The sequence below is a fragment of the Bradyrhizobium sp. BR14999 genome (assembly GCF_056106085.1).
Genome location: NZ_CM148536.1, coordinates 7,317,144 through 7,337,129, shown reverse-complemented (window position 1 = coordinate 7,337,129; position 19,986 = coordinate 7,317,144). Strand labels below are relative to the sequence as shown.

Genomic DNA, 19,986 nt, shown 5'->3' with positions numbered 1-19,986 from the left:
CAAACGCCGAACGCGTTTGCGCGGGGATCATGCTCAAACGTTCAGCCAGCGCTCCCTATCCCTATCCCTCATACTGATCCGGCCCCATTGCCCAGGCCGCCTCGTCGTGCCCGTACGCATAATTCCGGTTGGTCAGCGCCGGATTGCGATTGACCATCGGGCGCATGAACATCGGATGGGTGGCGCTGCGCACCTCGTGCTCGACAGTGAAGAGGTGCTTGCCGCTGTCGAGGTCGACGATGTCGCAGAACCGGTACTGGTATTGATTGTCCTCGCGGGAGATCAGGCCGCGCGCCAGCAGCTTGCGGTACGGGCCGGAGAAATCGGTGATGTACATCTGCACATGATGGCCGTCATAGTCGCCCTGCGGCCGATCGGTCTCGCGGAACAATAAATGCTGGTCGCGGCCCGTCTTCACTGCGGCAACCTTGCCGTCGCCGTTCCGCAAGTCGGCGGGCATGCCCATGACTTCGGGATAGAACGCGCAGATGCCGGCCGCGGAGCCCAAGGGCACGTCGAATTCGACATAGGGAATGCCGAGCGCGATGCGCCCGAAGCGCGCAGCGTCCGGCTCGTAGCAGCGCAGGCGGTTGCCCCACGGGCAGGTCGCCTCGACATGGTCGTTGCGCTCGGCGAATGCGAAGGCCGTGCCCTCGAGTTTCTTCGCGACCGATGCCAGCCGCGCCAGCAGCGCCTCGCGGCTCGCGATGACCAGCCCGATATGGCCGCGCAGCACCTGCGGCCTGCCGCTCGGCAAATGAAACTGGCTTCGCCCGGCATTGATCCACATGTTGGTGTCGGACACCATCAGATAGGGATCGCGGGTCAGCCCGAGGCCCGTGACGTAGAACAGGGTCGCCAGGCGCTGATCCGGGACCTGGACGTTGACGTGCTCGAAATGGATCGCATTCCCGAGATCTTCGGCTGATCGATCGAATGGCTGCGGCATGGATATTTGCTTCCGGCTGGGGGATCTAGCGGCAATACTAGAGCAGTATTTCCGTCCGCCGAAACTGGTCGCCGTTCACATCTTACGAGCTGGGCATCATGTCCATTGCCGCCTTGCTGTGGTGGGCAGTCCCTGTAATCTGACGAAAACATTGGGGAAGGGATCGATGGGAGGAGTTCTCGAAGGCGTCCGTGTTCTCGATTTCGGGCGCTATATCGCAGGTCCCTATTGCGCGACATTGTTGGCCGAATTCAGCGCCGAGGTCATTCGCGTCGAAAAGCGCGACGGCAGCGAGGATCGCTTCGTGGCGCCGGTGGGCGAGGATGGCGAAGGCGCGCTGTTCCTCCAGGTCAATCGCAACAAGAAGTGCATCACGCTCGATCCGATGAAGGTGGAGGGGCAGGAGGTGATGCGCCGCCTGGTTGCCACCGCCGACGTGGTCGTCGCCAATCTGCCGCCGCAGACCCTGCGCGCGATGAAGCTCGATTACGAATCTTTGAAGGCGGTCAAGCCCGACATCATCCTGACCACGGCCACCGCGTTTGGCGGGCCGGGGCCCTGGTCCGACCGCGTCGGCTTCGACGGCGTCGGGCAGGTCATGTCGGGCTCGGTGTACATGACGGGCGCGGGCGATCCGCCGTATCGGGCCGCGGTGAACTGGGTCGATTTCGGCACGGCGCTGCACTGCGCGTTCGGAACGCTCGCCGCGCTGATCGAGCGCGGCAAATCCGGGCGCGGGCAGATCGTCGAGGGCGCGCTGCTCGCAACCGCCTTGTCCTTCACCAATGCCACGCTGATCGAGCAGGCGGTCATATCAGTCAACCGCGTGCCGACAGGCAATCTCGGCCAGACCGCGGCTCCAGCCGACATCTACCGCACCCAAGACGGCTGGGTGCTGTGCCAGGTCACCGGTCATCCGCTGTTCAAGCGTTGGGCGAGGCTGATGGGCGAGGAAGAGCAGTGGCTGAACGATCCGCGCTTTGCCGACGACATCAGCCGCGGCAACAACGGCCCCATCATCAGCGAGCGGATGGCGCGCTGGTGCGCCGAGCGCACCACGCAGGAGGCCGTCGACATGCTGGGACGAGCGATGATTCCGACCGGACCTGTCCTCAGCCCGCAACAGGCGCTGGACCATCCGCACATCCGTGCCGCCGGCTTCATGCAGGACGTCGATTATCCCGGCCTGCCGAAACCGGCGCCGGTCGCCCGCGCCGCGGTGCGGCTGTCGGAGACGCCGGGCGACATCGCAACGCGCCCGCCGACCCTTGGCGAGCACACCGCTCTCGTCCTGGCTGAGCTCGGCTACGACGAGGCCGCGATCGCGGCGCTCCGGCAGGGCGGCATCATCTAGCTATCATGCTGCAAGCTCCGGGATGGCGGAGCATTCAAAGCGAGCTGCCGCCGCAGATGACCAGCTGCTGTCCGGTGATGGCGGCGGCTTCCGCCGAGAGCAGGAAGGCGACTGCGCCGGCAACTTCCTCGGGGCGGATGTAACGGCCGATTGGCGGCAGTTTTGGCGCAACATCAGCGCGCGAGGGATCCTTCAACATCGGCGTCTCGGTCGCAGCCGGCGCAACGACATTGACGGTGATACCGCGAGGTGCGAGCTCGATTGCCCAGGACCGCGTGAGCGCCACCAGCGCCGCCTTCGTCGCGGCATATTGCCCGCGGCCAGATGCACCCGATGCGGTGCGGCTGCCGATGAAGACGATGCGCCCTCCTTTCGGCAGGCGCGGTGCCAGCGCGTCGGCGAGGCGCTCGGCAACCTCGACATGCAGCCGCCACATCGCCGCGCCGTCCTCATGGCTGAGCGTTCCGAGCTGGCCGACCCTCAGCATGCCGGCGGCATGAACCAGCGCGGTCGGCGCGATGCCCGCGACGGCGTCCGCGATGGCCTCGACGTCGGCAAGGTCGAGCGACACATGCTCGAAAGCCGGATGGTCGAATGGCGCGGCCCGCCGGCTGATCCCGGTGACGCGCCAGCCGTCGCGCAGCAGCCGCTCGACGATCGCAGCGCCAATCCCCGAACTGGCGCCGGTGACGAGGGCGTGAGGCCGCTTGTCCACGATCTCAGTCCCGGGCGCCGCGCATCACCCATGGCTCCCTCACGCGCACATATTTGATCGCGCGGCGGTGGAAGGTGAACGCCATGTGGAGCGCGCCGTCGGCGGTCTCTTTGACGGAAGGATAGGATAGCTCGCGATTGCTTTGCTCGCGCGAATTGTTGGTCATGCAATAGCCGTCGCCGGTCTCGACGTTGCGCCTGGTCCAGCTCCGTCCACCGTCGGCCGAGACCGCCAGCGTCATCGGTGCCCGCGGCGCGCCCCAGAATGCGGTGCGTCCGTTCGCCGTGCTGCCGTCGGCGGCGAGAACCGGTGGCAGATCATCTTCGATTTCGTCATAGAGCGAGAGCCGACGCCCGGTTGCGTCATTGGCGCTCGAGTCGTTGAACACGAGTGCGAGATGGCCGTTCACGAGCCGCGTAAACTGGATAGATGAGTTGTTGTTGGGAAGCGCGGTCGCAACCGGCGCCGACCAGGTGCGGCCGTGATCCGCGGATCTGCTCTGATAGATGTTGTCGGCCCAGCGGCTGCGATACAGCGCGAGCAACGAGCCGTCGTCGAGGCGCGCGATGCACATATGCACGCAGCCGCGGCTGCCGGGGACGTCGACGTCTCGCCAGGTCGCGCCGGCATCCGACGAGATCTTCACCGCGCTGGTGTCCTCGTCGCCGTTCCATTTCCGGCCCGGCGTGCTGTGGCAATAGAACACGGGCAGCAGCCAGTCGCCATTGTCGAGCACGACGACCGGCTGGCGGATGAAGGTGCCGCGGCCGCGCTGCTCCGGGAACAGCGTCTCGATCGGGCCCCAGCTCTTGCCATTGTCACGCGAGAGACGGCGGCGGATCAGCGCGGTGTCCTGGTTTCCGGCGAGCTGAGCCGTCCACATCAGCCACAGCGTGCCGTCGGGAGCGGGAAACAGCACCGGGTTCTGCTCCGAACGTCCCTTGTCATCGGAGAGCTTTTCAGCCGGCGACCACTGCGTCGCGCCACGGGGTAGGCGTGAAAAGTAGATGGAGATATCCGACATACCCTCCTGCGTGCCGCCGAACCAGACGCAAGCCAGATCGCCGCCCGCGAGCGGCATGAGATTGGCGGCGTGGTTCTGCACGCAAGGCGAGGGAATGAAGGCGTCGAACCGCTCGGGATCACCGGCCGCCGGGCGGACGATGCCATCGGCAACGATCTCCATGTCGGCGATCATGTCGAGGTCCTTTCCATCAGGGCGTTTGGTTGCGCCGCCTGGGGCGTCGCCGGGGCGGTGGGCGAGCGGCTCAGCACCAGGCGCTCGATCGCCATCACGATCAACGGCGTCACGGCGGCGACGTACATGTTGTCGATGCCGAACGGGTTGCCCAGCAGGTACCAGACCGTGGTCGACACCGCCGCGCCGATCAGCCCGGCCGTGGCGCCGCGGTTGCTGGCAAACAGCGGCAGATAGAAGCCCATCATCGCCACCATCGTGATCGACAGGCGCAGTGCGCGCGTGAAGAACGACAGCTTGAGGATCTCCGGAACGAAGAAGACGAAGACCAGCGGCACGATGCCGATCAGCACCGAGAACACGCGGGTCATCTTCAGCTCGCGCTCCGGCGTCGGCTTCCAGTATGGAACGTAGAAGTCGCGCACCACGAGCGAGGCGATCGCGAGCGCCACCGTGCAGACGCTGACGAAGATCGAGGCGACGAGCGAGGTGGTCACGAAGGCCGAGGCCAGCGGCGGCATCTTCTCGAGGAACACCGGCAGGGCGTAGAGACTGTTCATGTCAGGGTAGAGGAATTTCGCGGCGACACCGATCAGTGCGAGGAGGATGCCGAGCGGCAGGCAGAACGCGGCGGCATAGAAGGTCGCCTTGCGGGCGTCGTCGGCGCTCGGCGTCGAGGAGATCGCCTGGACAATGAACTGCGTCGAAAAGATCGCGCCGACCGTGCCGAAGGTCCAGGCGAAGATGGTCGCAAAGCCGATCTTGCCGTCCCAGCTGAAATAGTGCGCCGGCAGCTTGGCCTGCATCGGCGCAATCCCGCCGGTCAGCGACATCGCCACCGCAAAGATGATGAGGATGCCGACGACCTTGAAGGCGCTGTGCAGGATCGTCACCCAGGCGACGCCCTTCAGCCCGCCGAACACGTAGTAGAAGGTGCTGACGACAGCAATGACGCACATCGCGATCGGCAGGCTGACATGCAGCGCCGTGGCGATTGCGGCTGCCCCGCTGACGTAATTGCCGACATTCACCAGCAGCAGGGCGTAGATCATGATCACCGATACCGTGAGCATGGTCGACTTGCCGTATTTCTGCGCGATCGCGGCCGAGATGGTGTACTCGCCGGAATTGTAGAGCTTCTTCACCATCAACAGCCCGAACAGCAAGAAGCCGATCGAGGCGCCGAGCACGGCCCAGCCTGCCGCGATGCCCGACTGGAAGGCCTCCTGCGCCGTGCCGACGGTCGACTTGGCCCCAACGAATTCGGACATCATCAGCACGCCGACGACGACGGCCGGCATTGCGCGCGCGCCGGTCATGAACTGCTCGCTGGTTCGGCTGCGCAGTTTCAGCGTGAGCCAGGACGTGAAGGCGATATAGGCGACGATCATCGTGATGATGAGCGTGCTCTCGCCGTTGAGGATGGCTTGCATCGTTGGCGTTTCCTCTGGTGACGGACGCGGTGTTGTGAGCCCGCTCTGGTCCGAGCAAAATGTTCGGAATGCGAACAATTGTTGTCAGTGACTATTAGACCTCTCAAGACGCCTTGCGTCAAGCGCACGGGCGCGCCGCGAGGCGCGGAACGCGCGGGGAAGCGGGTGCCCGTTCCCTTCGTCCACGGCGGGAATCAAGAGGTCGAGCTATGCGGGGCGAGCCGGCGTCCGCCTGCTACAGCAACTGCTTCAACGCCCGTGCATCGGCCGGTGCCGCGCTCTTCTGGTCGTTGTCGAAATAGACATAGACGTCACAGCCCTGCCGCTTCCACGACTTGATCCGTCGCGCCCATTGCGCGAGCGTGGCTTTGGTATAGTGCCCGTGATAGCGCCCGCTCGGGCCGTGTCCGCGCACATAGACGAAATCCGCCGTGCGCTTCCATGGTGCCGGCGCATCGTGATGGTCGGACAGGCACAGCGAGATGTTCTCGTCGGCCAGCATTCGCAGAATGCGCGGTTGATACCAGCTCGGATGACGGAATTCGAAGCTGTAGCGTCGCCTCCGCGACAACAGCTTGAAGAAGGCGGCGAGGCGGTCGGCGTCCGCCTCGAATTGCGGCGGGAGCTGGAACAGGATCGGGCCGGCCTTGCCGCCCAGCCGTGAGATGCGATCCTCCAGCAGCTCGAGGCTGTTGACGGAGCGGCCCGACAGGCGCTTCCAGTGCGTGATGAATTTCGACGCCTTCCAGGCGAAGACGAAATCACGCCCGGTCTGCTCCCGCCACCCTTTCACCGCCTCCGGCGTCGGCGTGCGGTAGAACACGCCGTTCAGCTCGGTGGTGTCGAATTGTCCGGCGTAGTAGCGAAGCTGCTCTTTCAGCGTCACGCCCTTGGGAAAGAACGGGCCTCGCCAGGAGGCGTAGTGCCAGCCGGAGGTGCCGATCAGAACGCGCGCCATCTTTTGCGTGCCATCCGTTGCCATTTGCCGGAAGGGAACGTCCGTGCGGCCGATACGTTGCTCGTGAACTTAGAGCGTTTTCGATAATGCTCTAGCCAACGCAGGACCGGAACCGATGTACGCGCTGTTCGAAGGCAACAAGCAGATCGGCAGTCCCTTTCCCACCGAGAAAGAGGTGTGGGAAGCCGCCTTGATCGAGGGACTGGTGACCGACGTTCCCGTCGCGGACGAGGAGGGCGGCCATCTTTTGCCCGCCGGTTATCACGTCGAGCGGGTTGACGAGGTTTGCGAGCCGCTGCCGGACTGGAAGCTGCCGCGCGAGATTTCCTGAGCAGGCCTAGTTCGACGCCAACGCCGTCTTGGCGACCTCGGCCATCCAGCTCGACGCGACCGGGAGGATCGCGTCGTTGAAATCATAGCGCGGGCCGTGTAGCTCCGCGCCGTCGCGCAAGTCCCCATTGCCGATCCAGACGAAGGCGCCCGGCCGCTGCTGGAGGTAGAACGCAAAATCCTCGCCGGCCATGCTGGGCGCGAGGTCGCGCCGCACGGGAGCCTGCACCTTCTCCGCAGCGATGCGGGCGAGGCCCGCTTCCGCCGGCGTGTTGATCACCACGCCCACACCCATGACGATCTCGGGCGTGACCTTGACGCCAAAGCTGGTCGCGATGCCAGCGCACGTGCGCTCGATCCCGTCGAGGATGGTGTCCTTGACCGCATCGCGGTGGTATCGCAGCGTGCCGCGGATCACGACGCGTCCGGCGATCTGGTTCGGCGCGGTGCCGCCTTCGATCGTGCACAGCGAGAGCACGGCGGTGTCGAGCGGATCGACGCCGCGCGCCACGATCGATTGCAGTGCCACGATCAGATGGCCGGCCGCCATCACCGGATCGCGCGTCAGATGCGGCATGCCGGCATGCCCGGCATGGCCCTCGATGGTGATGGTGATGCGTCCGCCGGAGGCCATGACGACGCCGTCATGGACCGCGATGGTGCCGGCGGCAAGGCCCGGCCAGTTGTGAAAGCCGAACACCCGCTCCATCGGAAAGCGGTCGAACAGCCCGGCCGCGACCATCGCGCGCGAGCCGCCAAAACCTTCCTCGGCCGGCTGGAAGATGAAATCGACCGTGCCGCTCCAATCGGTGTCGGCGGCGAGCAGCGCCGCCGCGCCGAGCAGCGAGGCGGTGTGCCCGTCATGGCCGCAGGCATGCATCACGCCGGGCGTTTTTGAGGCGTAGGGCAGGCCGGTGTCCTCGGTGATCGGCAACGCATCCATGTCGGCGCGCAGGCCGACGCGCCTCTGCGCATGCCCGCGCATCAAGGTCGCGACGATGCCGTGCCCGCCGATGTCTGAGACGAAGGGGATGCCGAGCTCGGTGAGCCTATCCTGCACGAAAGCGGCGGTGGCGTTCTCCTGGAGGGACAATTCGGGATGCGCATGCAGGTGCTGGCGCCACGCGGTCAGTTTCTGGTGCAGCTCGGGTGTCAAGATGGGTGACTCTCGCAAGGTATTGGCGGCGGCACCATAGCGGCAATATCCGTGCACTGCATCCAGCACGTTGGAATGCCTCGCGTGCAGCAACGTCGCTCGCCGTCAGCTCGGTGCGAACTTCGGGCAAGGTGTGCTCCCTCCCCCGCTTGCGCGGGAGGGGTGGGGAGAGGGTTGGCTCCGCAATGGGATTCCCCAAGAGGAAAGAACCCTCACCCGTATCGCATCTTTCGATGCGATACGACCTCTCCCGCAAGCGGGAGAGGTTAAGCGCACCGCCCGCTACCCCGCCAGCTTCGCCAGCCCCTTCCAGTCAAAACCGATGCCGTGGCCGGGCCGGTCCGGCGCCAGCGCCATGCCGTCCTTCAGCACCAGCGGATGCTCGATATATTTGTCCAGCCCGAAACCATGCGCCTCCAGATAGGAGCGGTTCGGACAGGCCGCGAGCAGATGCACGGTGATGTCGTGCGCACCGTGGCTGGTGACCGGCAGGTTGAAGGCCTCGGCCAGCCGCGCGATCTTCATGAACGCACTCACGCCGCCGCAATTGGTGACGTCGGGTTCGGGATAGGACACCGCGCCACTGGCGATGTAGTTCTTGAACTCCCACAGCGAGCGCAGATTCTCGCCGGCCGCGATCGGCACGCCACCGGCCTGCATGATCCGTGCGTGGCCTGCGACGTCATCGGGGATGATCGGCTCCTCGAGCCAAGTGAGGTCGTAGGGAACGAAAGCACGCGCGGCGCGGATCGCCTCCTCGACCGTCCATTTCATGTTGGCGTCCGCCATCAGCGGAAAACCGTCGCCGAGATGCTGCCGCATCGCGGAGACACGGGCGACGTCGGATTTCAGGTCGGGCCGGCCGACCTTCATCTTGATGGCGCGAAATCCCTTGGCGAGATTGCCGTCGGTCTGCTTGAGCAGCGCATCGACGGAAAGATCGAGGTCGATGCCGCCGGCATAACACGGCACGGCCGCGTCGAAACCGCCGAGCAGGCGGAACAGCGGCAGCTTGGCGCGCCGCGCCTTCAGGTCCCACAGCGCGATATCGAGCGCGGACAGCGCCAGCACCACCGGCCCGCCGCGGCCGCCATAATGCAGCGCCCACCAGAGGTGATGCCAGATCGCTTCGGTGTCGTCGGCCTCGCGTCCCTCGATCAGCGCGGGGATCTCGCGCGTGAGGATGTCGGCCGCGGCGCCGCCGTTGCGCCCGACAGTGTAGGTGTAGCCGACACCCTCGGCGCCGTCGGCATCACGGATGCGGCAGGTGATCAGCTCGAACGCGGCGATCTCGCCATGGGTGGAGTCGGAGAGCGTGATGGGGAGGGGGATCCGGTAGAGTCCGGTCTCGGTCGTTGTGATACGCGCCATGGTTCCTTCCTGCGTTTTCTTTGCAGGCTAGGACGGTGCGCACCGGCGGGCAAGCGCGCACCGTGCAGGGCGGCTCACCGCATCGTCGCGAGCTGCAGCGCCAGCGCGCAGGCGCGGTCGTATTCGTCGAGATTGATCCATTCGTCGATCGTGTGCGCCTCGTTCTGTCCGGCGCCGAAGGTCACGGTCGGAATGCCGTGGCGGACCATCCAGTTGGCATCCAAGCCGCCATTGGCGGCGCGCACGTTCGGAGTTCCGCCCACGGCAGAGACCGCCGCGATCGCGCGTTTGACCACGGGCAGGCTCTCCTTCATGCGGAACGGATAATAGTCGGTCTGCGCCTTGAACTTGACCTTGCCGGATTTGCCTTGCGCGTTGGTGACTTTCTTGGCGGCCTTCTCGAACGCGGCCTTGTAGGCCTTGGTGATCTCCTTGAAGAACTTTCCGTCATGGCTGCGGCATTCGCCGCGCACATGCACGTAGTCGGTGACGACATTGGTGGCATCGCCCGCCGGGCGGCCCTCGCCGCCGGTGACGGGACCGACATTGCTGGTGCCTTGCTGCTTGCCCTTCACCACCTTGCCGAACCAGCCGCCCGCCTTCACCTCGGCGAGCGCCAGCGCCATGATCATGGTCGAGGAGATGCCGCGCTCCGGCGCCACGCCGGCGTGGGAGGCGCGGCCGAAGATCTCGACGGTCCAGCGGTCGGCGCCGACCGCGCCGATGACGACGTTGGAGGCCGAGCCGCCGTCATAGTTGAAGGCCATCACCGGCGCGCCGAGCTCGTCGAGCTTGACGTGGCGCGCGCCATAGAGCCCGCTCTCCTCGCGCACGCAGAACAAGAGCGTGATCGGCGGATGATCGAGCTTCTGCTTCGCAAGCTCTGCGGCCAGCGTCACCAGCACGCCGCAGCCGCAGCGATTGTCGCCGCCGAGCGCGGTCTTGGCCGCGTTGACGATCTTGCGGCCTGATTTCTTCGGCTTCGCGCCGGCGCAGAGCGGCACGGTGTCCATGTGGGTCATGAACATGATGCGCGGCTGGTTGTGCAGCGCGCCGCGGCCGGGCAGGTCGACGATGAGGTTGCCGGTCTCGGTCGGCACGGGAATGCGGGTGTTGGCATCGTCGAGCCGGATCGCCTTGGCCGGCACGCCGCATTCCTTCAGCGCGGCCGTGAGCTCTCGCCCGATCGCCGCCTCCTGTCCCGTCACGCCCTCGACGGAGAGGAAGCGCATGAGGCGGTCGGTGGCGGCTTTGGTGTCGACGGGCATGAGTGATTCCTTTGGCGGGCGGGGCGCGTCATCCTAGAGCATGATCCGGAAAAGTGTGCAGCGGTTTTCCGAAAAGATCATGCTCAAACAAATAACCTAAAAGCGCGATGACGATTCATTCTGATCTCATCGCGCTTTATGGGCTTGGCGAGGTGTAAGCCAAGAAGATCAGCACGCCGAATGCCAGCATGGCAGCCATGAACAGCAGCACCGCCGGCAGGCCGGCGAGCGCCGCCACCGCACCGGTGACCGACTGCATCAAGGCCGCGCCGAGAAAGAATGCGAGGTTCACGGCCGCGAGCGCCTTGCCCGCGGTTTGCGCATCGACCAGCTGCCGGGACATGCCGAACAGCAACGGCTGCGCGGAGGTCGCAAGGCCAATGAGCACGAACAGCACAAGGTCGTATTGTGGCGGCATCGATGGCAGGCCGAACAGCACGGAGACCGGGTAATGCGGCGCCCCCAACGCCATCAGCGCCAGGAGCAGCGCCCCGACCATATGCGAGGCCGCCACCAGCGCGCGGCGGCGGCCCAGCCTCCGGTCGATCATGCCGATGCACAGCGGGCCGGCGATCATCGCCAGCGTGAACGCGCCGAGCTGGTTGCCGGCCTCGACCCGCGACAGGTCCTTGACCTGCATCAGCCACGGTCCGCCCCACAGGCCGCGCAGCACCAGCGAGCTCGCGAGCGATACCAGCGCCAACGCGATCAGGCCGCGCAAGGGCCGCGACAGTCCGAGCCGGAGCACCTCGATCATCTGCGATAGCGGCGAGGAATCGTCCTTGTGCTCGGCCGCCTGGTGCGGCACCAGCGCGAACACGGCGAGCGCCACCGCGACGCCGCCAGCTGCGGAGATCCAGAACCCGGCGCGCCAGCCCCAATTGTCGACTACAAAGGCGAGCGGGCTCGACGACAGCAGCATGCCGATATTGCCGATCGAGAGGATCGCGCCCGACCATAGCCCGAAGCGGCCGGCCGACAATTGCTTGGCGGCAAGAGTCATCGGGCACATCAGCATGCCCGAGGTGGCAACGCCGAGCAGCACCTGCCCGACTGCAAAGCTCGCAGGCCGGGTCGCAAACCCCGACGCGATGGCACCGATCACGGTTCCCGCGAGCAGGCTGAGCGCCACCGGCCGCACGCCGAAGCGATCCATCGCCGCGCCGACCGGGATCTGCGCCGCGGCAAAGGCGAAGGGATAGACCGAGGTGAGGCTGGCGAGCGCCTGCGGCTCCATGTCGAAATCCGCCGCCATCAGGTCAAGGCTGACGGCCGGAATGGTGCGCAGCAGGGTCGAGAGCATGTGGCCGCAGGCCAGCGCGAGCAGCGCAAAGATCAGCGCGCGGGTGCCATCTCCCGCGTCTTTCGTGGCAGCGGTCGTCATGGGCGTCCCGTCCCGAGAAGATTTCGGATCGGCGTACATGATCGCGGGGCGGGCGCCAATGGCGGCAGCGGGACCCCCTCATTCCGGAATGTGGCTTCTCTGGATCACCGCGCGAAAGACCAGGTGTGCAGGCAGCCGGCAATCAGCATGACCCTTGCCGAGTGCCGGCCGTCACGACGGCGCGCTTGGCAGGCGTTCAGGCGGCCTCGGACGGTTGTGAACCAGGACGGCCGCCAAGACGTTATGCTCGGGAAAACGTGGTATCCTGCCAAGCGGGAGGCGCCTTGATCTGCGGCGGCAGCGGCAATGTCCTCGTCCGAGAGTCCAAGTCAGACGACCAGTGACGCGGCCCGCCGAGAGCGGAGAAGGAGCAATTCCTTACTGTTGGTCCTCGCCGTTGGATTTCTTGTTTTCGGCGCCGCAACGGGTGCACTCTATTATGCGTTGCGGCCGGACATTCTCCGGATCGCCGTTGGACCGCCGGGCAGCGACGACTACAAAGTCATTCAGGCGATGGCCGATGCCTTCGGCAGCGAAAGTCGAACTATCAGGCTGGCTCCGATCAAAACCGAAGGGGCGGTGGAGTCTCTCGCTCTGCTTGGGGCTGGCAAGGCGGACCTTGCCGTCGGCCGCGGCGACCTGGAAATGCCCGCCGCGGCGCAAACCGTCGCCGTCTTGCGCAAGAACTTCGTTGTGCTGTGGGCGCCGTCTGGACTTGCCGGCAAGAGTTCGAAAAGAAGGAGCCCGCCGAAAATCAAGGAGGTCGCCGATCTCGCAGGGCGCCGTGTCGGCGTGATCGGGCGGGCCCCGGCGAACGCCGCGTTGCTGCGCGTCATCCTGAGCGCCGCCGGAGTGCAGGCGGACAAGGTCGCGGTGACGCACTTTGGCACTGAACAGATCCAGGAGCTGGCGCGCGATCGCACCCTCGATGCATTCATGGCGGTCGGGCCGCTCGACAGCAAAATTACAGCGGAGGCCGTCGTCGCAACGGCGCGGGCACGCGGCGAGCCGAAGTTTCTCGCCATCGAGACATCGGAAGCGATCGCCCTGAAGTATCCCCGCTATGAATCCGAGGAGATTCCGCCCAGCGTCTTCAATGCGGATCCAGCCTGGCCGGATGACAAAGTTGAGACAGTCAGCGTCAGCCATCTCATCGTGGCGAGAAAGACCTTGTCCGAAACGACGGTCGCCGCCTTTTTCCGGCAGCTCTTTGCCATTCGCCAGACGATTGCGCGGCTGGCCCCCGGCGCTGCGCACATCACCAAGCCGGACCTCGAGAAGGACACCGAGCTGCAGGTCCATCGGGGAGCGGCGGCCGTCATCGACGGCAATGAACGCACCTTCCTCGACCGGTATGGCGATTACTTCTGGTTCGGGCTCCTGCTTCTCTCCGGAATCGGCTCGGCCGGCGCCTGGTTGCGTCGCTATTTGAACCGCGACGAAAGGGAGGACAACACCAGCCATCGCAAGAGAATCCTGGCCATGGTTTCCAGCGCGCGCACCGTGGAATCCAATCAGGAACTTCTGGCCCTGCAGCGCGAGGCCGACGCCATCATCGCTGAAACGCTCGAGTGCTACGATGACGGCGCTATCGAGGGGGAGGAGCTGGCGGCATTTGGGCTGGTGCTCGACCTCTTGGGCAATGCCATTGCCGAGAGGCGAGCCGCGTTGCAACGCGCCACAATCGAAACCGTTCGCGGCGCGGTAGCGGGCCATGGCGCTACGCCGCGCGGATGAGGGCGGCCATCTGAACCTGTCGCAGCTGGCTCCGCGGTGCCCGCGACGGCTGCCAGCCGCCTCGCCGTACTCATCTCCGTTCGGGGGCCTTCGGTCGGCGGACGATAGGAACAAAAAAGACATCGTCGCTCTTACCTCGGTCAGGAGATCTACTCATGCTGTCCTCAAGACCGCCACGGCCCATCCGCACAACGCTCGATCTTGCGAACGCAGTGCAGGTCAAGTCCGTACGCAGGCGGCTTCGCATCTCCAATACCGATCTGGTCAGGATCGTCGACAAGATCGGCAACTCACTAACGGCCATAGAGAAGGAAGTGGAGATCGAGAAGCTGACCGTTCAGCAGTGTAATGCCAAGGATACGCCCACGACCCTCGAATAAATTCAAGTCATCAAGTCGAAGAGGAGAATTGCGAAGAACGGCCTGATTACCTCATAGGGCTCGTCGTTGTGATCGCGGCCATTCTTTCGTTCTTTGGCTTGCGATGATCGTCTCGGTCCCGCAGGCTGACGCACCGCCGATCCGGTGAAGTCATTCGCAATTTCGCGTGCAGAAAATGGATGATCCGCACCAGGTGAATACCATCATCGCCACGACGGTTTGCGCGTTCTTCAAAGGACATCCTGACGTCCAAATCGGAACCGAAGAAGCCAAGCTGCTGGCCAAGCAGATCACTGAAGCCCTGAACGAGGCTGGGCTGCAGATTGCTGCCGTCAATGAGATCACGCCGCGCTAGCGCGGACATCAATCCGCCTAAAGTCCCGATGAATCCGCCGAAATTGGCTCTCTGCGGACCCTCACCCTTCCTGCCAACGTCCCGTTTGCGCCCGAGAACTGCCGTTTCGGGTCCTTCCCGAAGCGCCTACGAGGCAGACGCCGCGCAAGCGGATAAGCCGCGGCGCAGGCGGCCCGTCACAGGACCGTATCGCGAGATGACCGCCACCGGTAATCCTGGATCCCTCAAGCTCGCTTTGGTTGTTTATTCGTGGTACGCGTTGACGACCGCGCGCGCTGATCTTCTGTTGCCGAAGCACGCTTCAGTTATGCGAGGGAGGCGAGAATGACGAGTACGGCCAGGCGCCGCTCTGGATGCACGCTCTCCGCACGCCTCCTGCTTGGAGTGGGCATATTGCTCACTGGCGTGCTTCCGGTTCATGCGGAGGAGGCGCTAAACTCGCGTGGCGAGGTGCTCTACCGCACCCGCTGCGCATCGTGCCACGAGGGTGGCGTGGCACGTGCGCCTGACGCCAACGCGCTGCGGCAATTCAGGCCTGAGCGCATGAGCTTTGCCTTGATGTTCGGCATGATGAGCCAGCAGGGGCGCGACCTGAGCCAACGCGAAATTCAGGCCATCGTTCGCTATCTCGTCGGGACAGCGCCGGAGCAGCAGCAAGCACTGCCGGATTCCACGTGCGATGTGCGGGGCCCCGCGGTAGCGGACGCTTCGTTGCCGCGCTGGAACGGCTGGGGCGTCGACATCGCTCAACACCGGTTTCAACCCGCTGCCATGGCCCAGCTTTCGCCGGACGATGTTCCGCGTCTGAAGCTCAAATGGGCGTTCGGCTTTCCCGGCGATACCAGAGCCTACGCGCAGCCGACGGTTTGGGGCGGCCGGGTCTTCGTGGGCAGTGCGGGGGGCAAGGTCTATGCGCTGGATGCCAGACTTGGCTGCCAGCGCTGGGTGTTCGACGCCGGCTTTGGCGTACGCACCGCGATCACCATCGGCGAGGATGAGCGGGGCACGACCGCCTATTTCGGCGATCAACGCGGTGAAACTTATGCGCTCGATGCCGAGAGCGGAAAGCTGCTGTGGAGGCGACGTGTCGATGCGCATGCGGGAGCCGTGATCACGGGCGCGCCGACATTGGCCAATAATGTGCTTTATGTGCCAGTCTCCTCCGTCGAAGAGGTATTGGCGATCGATCCACACTATTCTTGCTGCACCTTCCGCGGTCTGATCGCCGCGCTCGACGCCAGGACCGGCGAGGTGCTGTGGCGCGGCTATGTCAGCCCGCCGGCCCGGCCAATCCGCCTCAACGAGATCGGTGTCCAACTCTTCGGACCCTCTGGCGGCGCGATCTGGTCGTCGCCGACCGTCGACCTCAAGACAAGTCGGATCTATGCGACGACGGGCGACAGTTATCTGGACCCGGCTTCCACGACCTCCGACGCGTTTGTGGCCTTCGATCTGGGCACCGGACGGCTCGTCTGGTCGCGGCAGCTGACCGAGGGTGATGCCTACAACGTCGCGTGCAGCAGCCAGTATCGCGCTAACTGCCCCGGCACCAAGGGTCCCGATTTCGATTTCGGCTCCTCTCCGATGCTGGTCGATCTACTTGACGGACGTCGTGCGCTCATTGCCGGCCAGAAATCCGGCATGGTGTACGCGCTCGATCCGGACCGCGATGGTGCCATCATCTGGCAGCGCCGGGTGGGACTCGGCAGCACACTCGGCGGCGTGCAATGGGGCTCGGCTGCGGATGATGCGAACGTCTATGTCGCGGTGTCGGATGTCGGCATGAAGGCCGTGCCGCCGGCCGCCCCCGGCGCGCAGAAATCGGTCTTCGGGATACCCATGAAGCTCGATCCAAGTCAGGGCGGCGGGCTGTATGCGATGACCCAGGCGACGGGCGAGATCGTCTGGCACGCGGCACATCCGGGCTGCGGAGATCGGCCGGGATGCAGCCCTGCGCAGTCGGCTGCGGTAACCGCCATTCCTGGTGTGGTGTTCTCCGGCGGACTGGACGGCCACCTGCGGGCCTATGCCGCCAAGAGCGGCGAGATCATCTGGGACGTCGACACCATGCGGGACTATGCGACCGTAAACGGCGTGTCGGCGCATGGCGGCTCGCTCGATGGGCCGGGACCGGTGATCGCCGGGGGCATCCTCTACGTCAACTCGGGCTACACCAATTATGGTACCGCGCCCGGCAACGTGCTGCTCGCCTTCTCCGTGGACGGACAGTAGGCGGGAGTTTTCGCGCAACGCGGTTGGAATTCACGAGAAAGTCCGCTGTGCGCCGTAAGCAGAGCGAAGCGGACACGATTTATGAGTGGCCGTAGCTCCGTTCGAACGTATCGACGTTCGAGGTCACGGCGCGCCACCAATTCTGTGGTTTCAGCTTCGCCGGCTCACCCTCCCTGGCCGCGCTCAGCGCTTGGTCTGCGATCACGAACCAGGCGGTCTCCATCTTTCCGTGGCGCAGCAGTCCGGTATAGGAGACGGCCCGGTCGCCCGTCGCAGATGAGCCCACCGCGACAAAGGCGATGCAATTGCCCTTGTGAAACCCGGTGATCGGCACCGCCTGCCCGTAAAAACCGCTGTCTTCGAGCGCGGTCTCGAAATTCCCCGCGATGCGGCCGTTCGCATCATCAGTGATGCGCAAGATGGAGCCGAATTGATTTCGCCAATTGCCGACCCAAGCCATGTCGGATCCCATGTCGGTGCTCCTACGCTCGTCCATTCGGCGCCGCGCGCAGCCGGCGCAACCGATGCAGCTCGTTTGCTGCGTCCTGCATCAGGCCGTCCGCGGCCTTGCGTTCCGCACCGACGATGATGCCCGCCGCGAAAGCCTGAGCGCGGCGGTGCGCAGGCGGCGCCGTCAATGCAGCCTCCGTCGCCAGCTCGCGATGCGCCATGAAGTCGTTCAGCGATCCCAGCGCGGATTGAATCTGCTTCAGCCGGTCGGACAGGGCTGCGAGCTCGTTCTGGTCGCCATCGCTGTAGAGGCTCTCGAAGAAATCCACGGCGTAGCGAATCTTCTTGATCTTGATCCGCAGCTTGTGACGCTGCATCGGATCGAGATCGTTCAGTCGATTACCCTGCTTGCGCGCCTTCCGGATGCGCCGATCGAGAATCTCCGCAGCGTAGGCGGGGATCGTGCGGTCGTCATCGGTGTGAGGCCGTCCGCCTTCGATCCACTCGATCACGTCGATCAGCAGGCGGCGGTAACGCCCCGACATCACCGCCTCGCGTGCGCGCTCGAATGCCGCCTGTCGTTGCCCGGAGAACCTCTTGCGGATCGCGCGGGCACCGCGTCGCGGCACGTCCTGCTCGGTGATCGGCCGGATGCTCTCGTTCAGGAACACGTCGATTTCACGCGCAGGCGCCAGTTCGCCCGTGAGCCATTTCAGCTCGGCCTTGATCCGCGCAGTGCTCGCGCGCGGCATGATATCGGCGAACAACGAGATGGCCGCACGCAGGCGCCGCAGGCCGACGCGCATCTGATGGACCCCTTCGGCGTCCATGTCACGCACCGGATCGGCATTCGCCGTGACCTGACGCAGCGTCGAATGCGCGATGATTCGGAAGGCCTCGCGCGGCGACAGCCCAGCCTTCAGCGCGATCGGTTCGGCGCGTTGCGCGCCGCCGCCACCACCCGCGACGAGCAGATAACCTCGCTCGGCCTTCGAGCGCAGATCGAGCTCTGCCCCAGTTCTGCGCTCGAGATCTCGGGCAAGGCGGAACAGGTCTGCAACATGGCCGGACTTCAGTTCCAGCTCCAGCTCGGCAACCGGCCGCGAATGGCGTCCGGCGCTGATGCGACCGCGGTCGACCGCAAGTTCAATCTGGCTCTTCCGGACGCGTCGCGCCTGCGCCATGCGATGAATGTCGGTCTGGAAGACCGGCTTCAGCTTGCGCGGAAGCTTTCGGGTCGCAAGCTCCTGGAGCGGCGTATGCCTCGTCTTGCTCAGGTCGGGGTTTGCACCGGAAACCTCGTGCTCCCATTCGCCCCGCGTCACGCTGCCCGCGCCGCCGGCTTTCACGGTCTGCACGTAGCGGCCCTCGATCTTGCGGACGCGTAACGTCACGCCATGGCGTTTGAGCTTATGCTTGGTCGTATCGTAGTAGGTCGACGCGAGCGACTGTTCGCACTGGTCGCCGCGCCGCCCGCTCAAACGGCCGTTCCGCAACACTGACGACAAGTTTCGCGGCGCAACGCGGAATTTCAGTTCCGTTTCGGAGGTCATGGCAAATTCTTCCATTTGCCGAATTCAAAGCGATGCCAGTGCGGGAAGTTCCGAGGCCGCGAGCATTTGAATCCGGACGCTAACCTGACTTCAGCTCGGCCAGCAGCTTCCTCGGCTCACCCAGCAGCACCCGGATCGCGCGCTGCTCCGCTAGTCCGTCCTGCGCGAATGCGCCATGCTTCCGTGCATTCTGATTTCCCCTCGGCGCGCCCGATCCCCACGCGCCGCCGTGCATGCGGCAGCGGGCCTTGCCGTGCAGCGCCGGTGCGCGGCAGACGGTACCCCCGCGCATCCGTGCGCCGCAGCGCGGGCTCGACTGCATGGCATCCGTGTTACGGACGTGATCGCGGCTCATGCGCTGGCGCCGCTCTCTTCGCAGAGCTCGTCTTTTCCGCGTTGGTCCTCGCTGCTCGCGGCCGTTTCTGCATTCGCCGCCGTATCCGCCGCGCTCGCTTCCGCCACGATGACGCTCGCATGCTGCGTGACGTTGCCCACGATCGCGCTGCCGCCGTCCTGCACCGACACATTCTGCACCGTGATGGCGCGCTCGCCGCTGCTGCGGTGGCGACTGAGCGCCTCGATCTGGGCTGCAAAAGTGCGGGCCAGCCGGGTCAATGCGCGGGTGATCCCTTCCTGCTGCTGAAGATGGTCGGTGAAGGCGAGGCGGCAGGCGGAGCGCATCGCCGCGACGTGGACGGACACCATCTGCGCCACCAGCATGGCCTCGACGGAATCCCTGGGTGCGATGCTCTTCATCATCGAGATCATGAAGGCGAGGTTGGCCTCATTGGGCTTCTGCTCGATCACGCTCGCCTTGAGCAATTGCTTGAGGATGCCGTGCAGCGCGTCGCGATCGACTGCGCCGAGCGCCTCGGCCAGCAGCCGTTCGCCAGTTTGCGCGTCGGGATGTTGGATCTCCAGGCGTCGTCGGGTGAGCTTGATCCGGGGCGTGGGTCTGCTGCGATCCGTTGCCGCGATCGGTGACATGCTGGTGCGATGGGGAGATGGCGTCATGTCCTAAGGTCCTTTGCTGGCGCTGGCGCGAGCGCTTGCGGCGCGAGGCCGGTCGCGCGCGTGCCGCGCGGTGATTGCGATTTTCAGATGTCGATGAAGGGGGCTTACGTGCAACCAGCTCGAGCCGCGCAGGGCTGAAATGGCCTTGG

19 protein-coding genes are annotated in these 19,986 nt (G+C 65.1%); 6 read left to right on the top strand and 13 right to left on the bottom strand.

Annotated features, from left to right (window positions below):
- Positions 1-61: 61 nt before the first annotated feature.
- Positions 62-949: a VOC family protein gene (locus ACR9YP_RS34245; RefSeq protein ID WP_438110264.1), complete on the bottom strand. Its 888-nt coding sequence runs from the start codon at positions 947-949 to the stop codon at positions 62-64.
- Between the two features lie 166 nt (positions 950-1,115).
- On the opposite strand from ACR9YP_RS34245, the gene ACR9YP_RS34240 reads away from it, so the two are divergent.
- Positions 1,116-2,303 carry a CaiB/BaiF CoA transferase family protein gene (locus ACR9YP_RS34240; RefSeq protein ID WP_438110262.1) on the top strand — a complete coding sequence of 396 codons (1,188 nt, stop codon included), beginning with the start codon at positions 1,116-1,118 and terminating at the stop codon, positions 2,301-2,303.
- A gap of 34 nt (positions 2,304-2,337) precedes the next feature.
- Here the strand turns inward: ACR9YP_RS34240 and ACR9YP_RS34235 are convergent, their stop codons facing one another.
- From ACR9YP_RS34235 to ACR9YP_RS34220, 4 genes are all read right to left on the bottom strand, one after another.
- Positions 2,338-3,018 carry an SDR family NAD(P)-dependent oxidoreductase gene (locus ACR9YP_RS34235; RefSeq protein WP_474217928.1) on the bottom strand — a complete coding sequence of 227 codons (681 nt, stop codon included), beginning with the start codon at positions 3,016-3,018 and terminating at the stop codon, positions 2,338-2,340.
- A 4-nt stretch (positions 3,019-3,022) separates the two neighbouring features.
- Positions 3,023-4,216, bottom strand: a complete 1,194-nt coding sequence (locus ACR9YP_RS34230; protein ID WP_474217927.1) for a sialidase family protein — start codon at positions 4,214-4,216, stop codon at positions 3,023-3,025.
- Positions 4,213-5,649 (bottom strand): sodium:solute symporter family protein, encoded by a 1,437-nt coding sequence (locus tag ACR9YP_RS34225; protein ID WP_438110258.1) that lies wholly within the window; start codon positions 5,647-5,649, stop codon positions 4,213-4,215. Before ACR9YP_RS34225 ends, ACR9YP_RS34230 begins: the two co-directional genes overlap by 4 nt.
- Before the next feature lie 235 nt (positions 5,650-5,884).
- Complete coding sequence (locus ACR9YP_RS34220; RefSeq protein WP_438110257.1) at positions 5,885-6,607, bottom strand: DUF72 domain-containing protein; 723 nt, start codon at positions 6,605-6,607, stop codon at positions 5,885-5,887.
- Positions 6,608-6,722: 115 nt separating this feature from the next.
- Between ACR9YP_RS34220 and ACR9YP_RS34215 the strand changes: the two genes are divergently transcribed.
- Entirely contained in the window at positions 6,723-6,938 is a 216-nt protein-coding gene (locus ACR9YP_RS34215; protein WP_438110255.1) for a hypothetical protein, read from the top strand.
- Between the two features lie 6 nt (positions 6,939-6,944).
- Here ACR9YP_RS34215 and ACR9YP_RS34210 read toward each other — a convergent pair whose 3' ends face one another.
- From ACR9YP_RS34210 to ACR9YP_RS34195, 4 genes are all read right to left on the bottom strand, one after another.
- A complete protein-coding gene (locus ACR9YP_RS34210; protein ID WP_438110253.1) occupies positions 6,945-8,093 on the bottom strand; it encodes an amidohydrolase in 1,149 nt (382 codons plus the stop codon).
- Positions 8,094-8,375: 282 nt separating this feature from the next.
- Positions 8,376-9,464, bottom strand: coding sequence for a mandelate racemase/muconate lactonizing enzyme family protein (locus ACR9YP_RS34205; RefSeq protein ID WP_438110251.1), 1,089 nt, complete (start codon positions 9,462-9,464; stop codon positions 8,376-8,378).
- 74 nt (positions 9,465-9,538) lie between these two features.
- The gene (locus ACR9YP_RS34200) at positions 9,539-10,732 is read right to left on the bottom strand and encodes a M20/M25/M40 family metallo-hydrolase (RefSeq protein ID WP_438110250.1); all 1,194 of its coding nucleotides are present in this window, start codon (positions 10,730-10,732) and stop codon (positions 9,539-9,541) included.
- 136 nt (positions 10,733-10,868) lie between these two features.
- Positions 10,869-12,116, bottom strand: a complete 1,248-nt coding sequence (locus tag ACR9YP_RS34195) for an MFS transporter (RefSeq protein ID WP_438110248.1) — start codon at positions 12,114-12,116, stop codon at positions 10,869-10,871.
- Positions 12,117-12,422: 306 nt separating this feature from the next.
- Here ACR9YP_RS34195 and ACR9YP_RS34190 point away from each other — a divergent pair, with 306 nt between their 5' ends.
- The 4 genes from ACR9YP_RS34190 (at position 12,423) to ACR9YP_RS34175 (ending at position 16,820) form a co-directional block, all read left to right on the top strand.
- Positions 12,423-13,853, top strand: a complete 1,431-nt coding sequence (locus ACR9YP_RS34190; RefSeq protein ID WP_438110246.1) for a TAXI family TRAP transporter solute-binding subunit — start codon at positions 12,423-12,425, stop codon at positions 13,851-13,853.
- Between the two features lie 155 nt (positions 13,854-14,008).
- Entirely contained in the window at positions 14,009-14,233 is a 225-nt protein-coding gene (locus ACR9YP_RS34185; protein ID WP_091893699.1) for a hypothetical protein, read from the top strand.
- 175 nt (positions 14,234-14,408) lie between these two features.
- Complete coding sequence (locus ACR9YP_RS34180) at positions 14,409-14,588, top strand: hypothetical protein (RefSeq protein ID WP_091893701.1); 180 nt, start codon at positions 14,409-14,411, stop codon at positions 14,586-14,588.
- 324 nt (positions 14,589-14,912) lie between these two features.
- Positions 14,913-16,820, top strand: a complete 1,908-nt coding sequence (locus ACR9YP_RS34175) for an outer membrane protein assembly factor BamB family protein (RefSeq protein ID WP_438110244.1) — start codon at positions 14,913-14,915, stop codon at positions 16,818-16,820.
- 79 nt (positions 16,821-16,899) lie between these two features.
- Here ACR9YP_RS34175 and ACR9YP_RS34170 read toward each other — a convergent pair whose 3' ends face one another.
- The 4 genes from ACR9YP_RS34170 to ACR9YP_RS34155 form a co-directional block, all read right to left on the bottom strand.
- Positions 16,900-17,292 carry an avidin/streptavidin family protein gene (locus tag ACR9YP_RS34170; RefSeq protein WP_438110243.1) on the bottom strand — a complete coding sequence of 131 codons (393 nt, stop codon included), beginning with the start codon at positions 17,290-17,292 and terminating at the stop codon, positions 16,900-16,902.
- Between the two features lie 10 nt (positions 17,293-17,302).
- On the bottom strand, positions 17,303-18,823 hold the full coding sequence (locus ACR9YP_RS34165) for a CYTH and CHAD domain-containing protein (RefSeq protein WP_438110241.1): 1,521 nt from the start codon (positions 18,821-18,823) through the stop codon (positions 17,303-17,305).
- Positions 18,824-18,902: 79 nt separating this feature from the next.
- Complete coding sequence (locus ACR9YP_RS34160; RefSeq protein ID WP_474217926.1) at positions 18,903-19,115, bottom strand: HGGxSTG domain-containing protein; 213 nt, start codon at positions 19,113-19,115, stop codon at positions 18,903-18,905.
- Positions 19,116-19,174: 59 nt separating this feature from the next.
- On the bottom strand, positions 19,175-19,837 hold the full coding sequence (locus ACR9YP_RS34155; RefSeq protein WP_438110237.1) for a hypothetical protein: 663 nt from the start codon (positions 19,835-19,837) through the stop codon (positions 19,175-19,177).
- Positions 19,838-19,986: the final 149 nt, after the last annotated feature.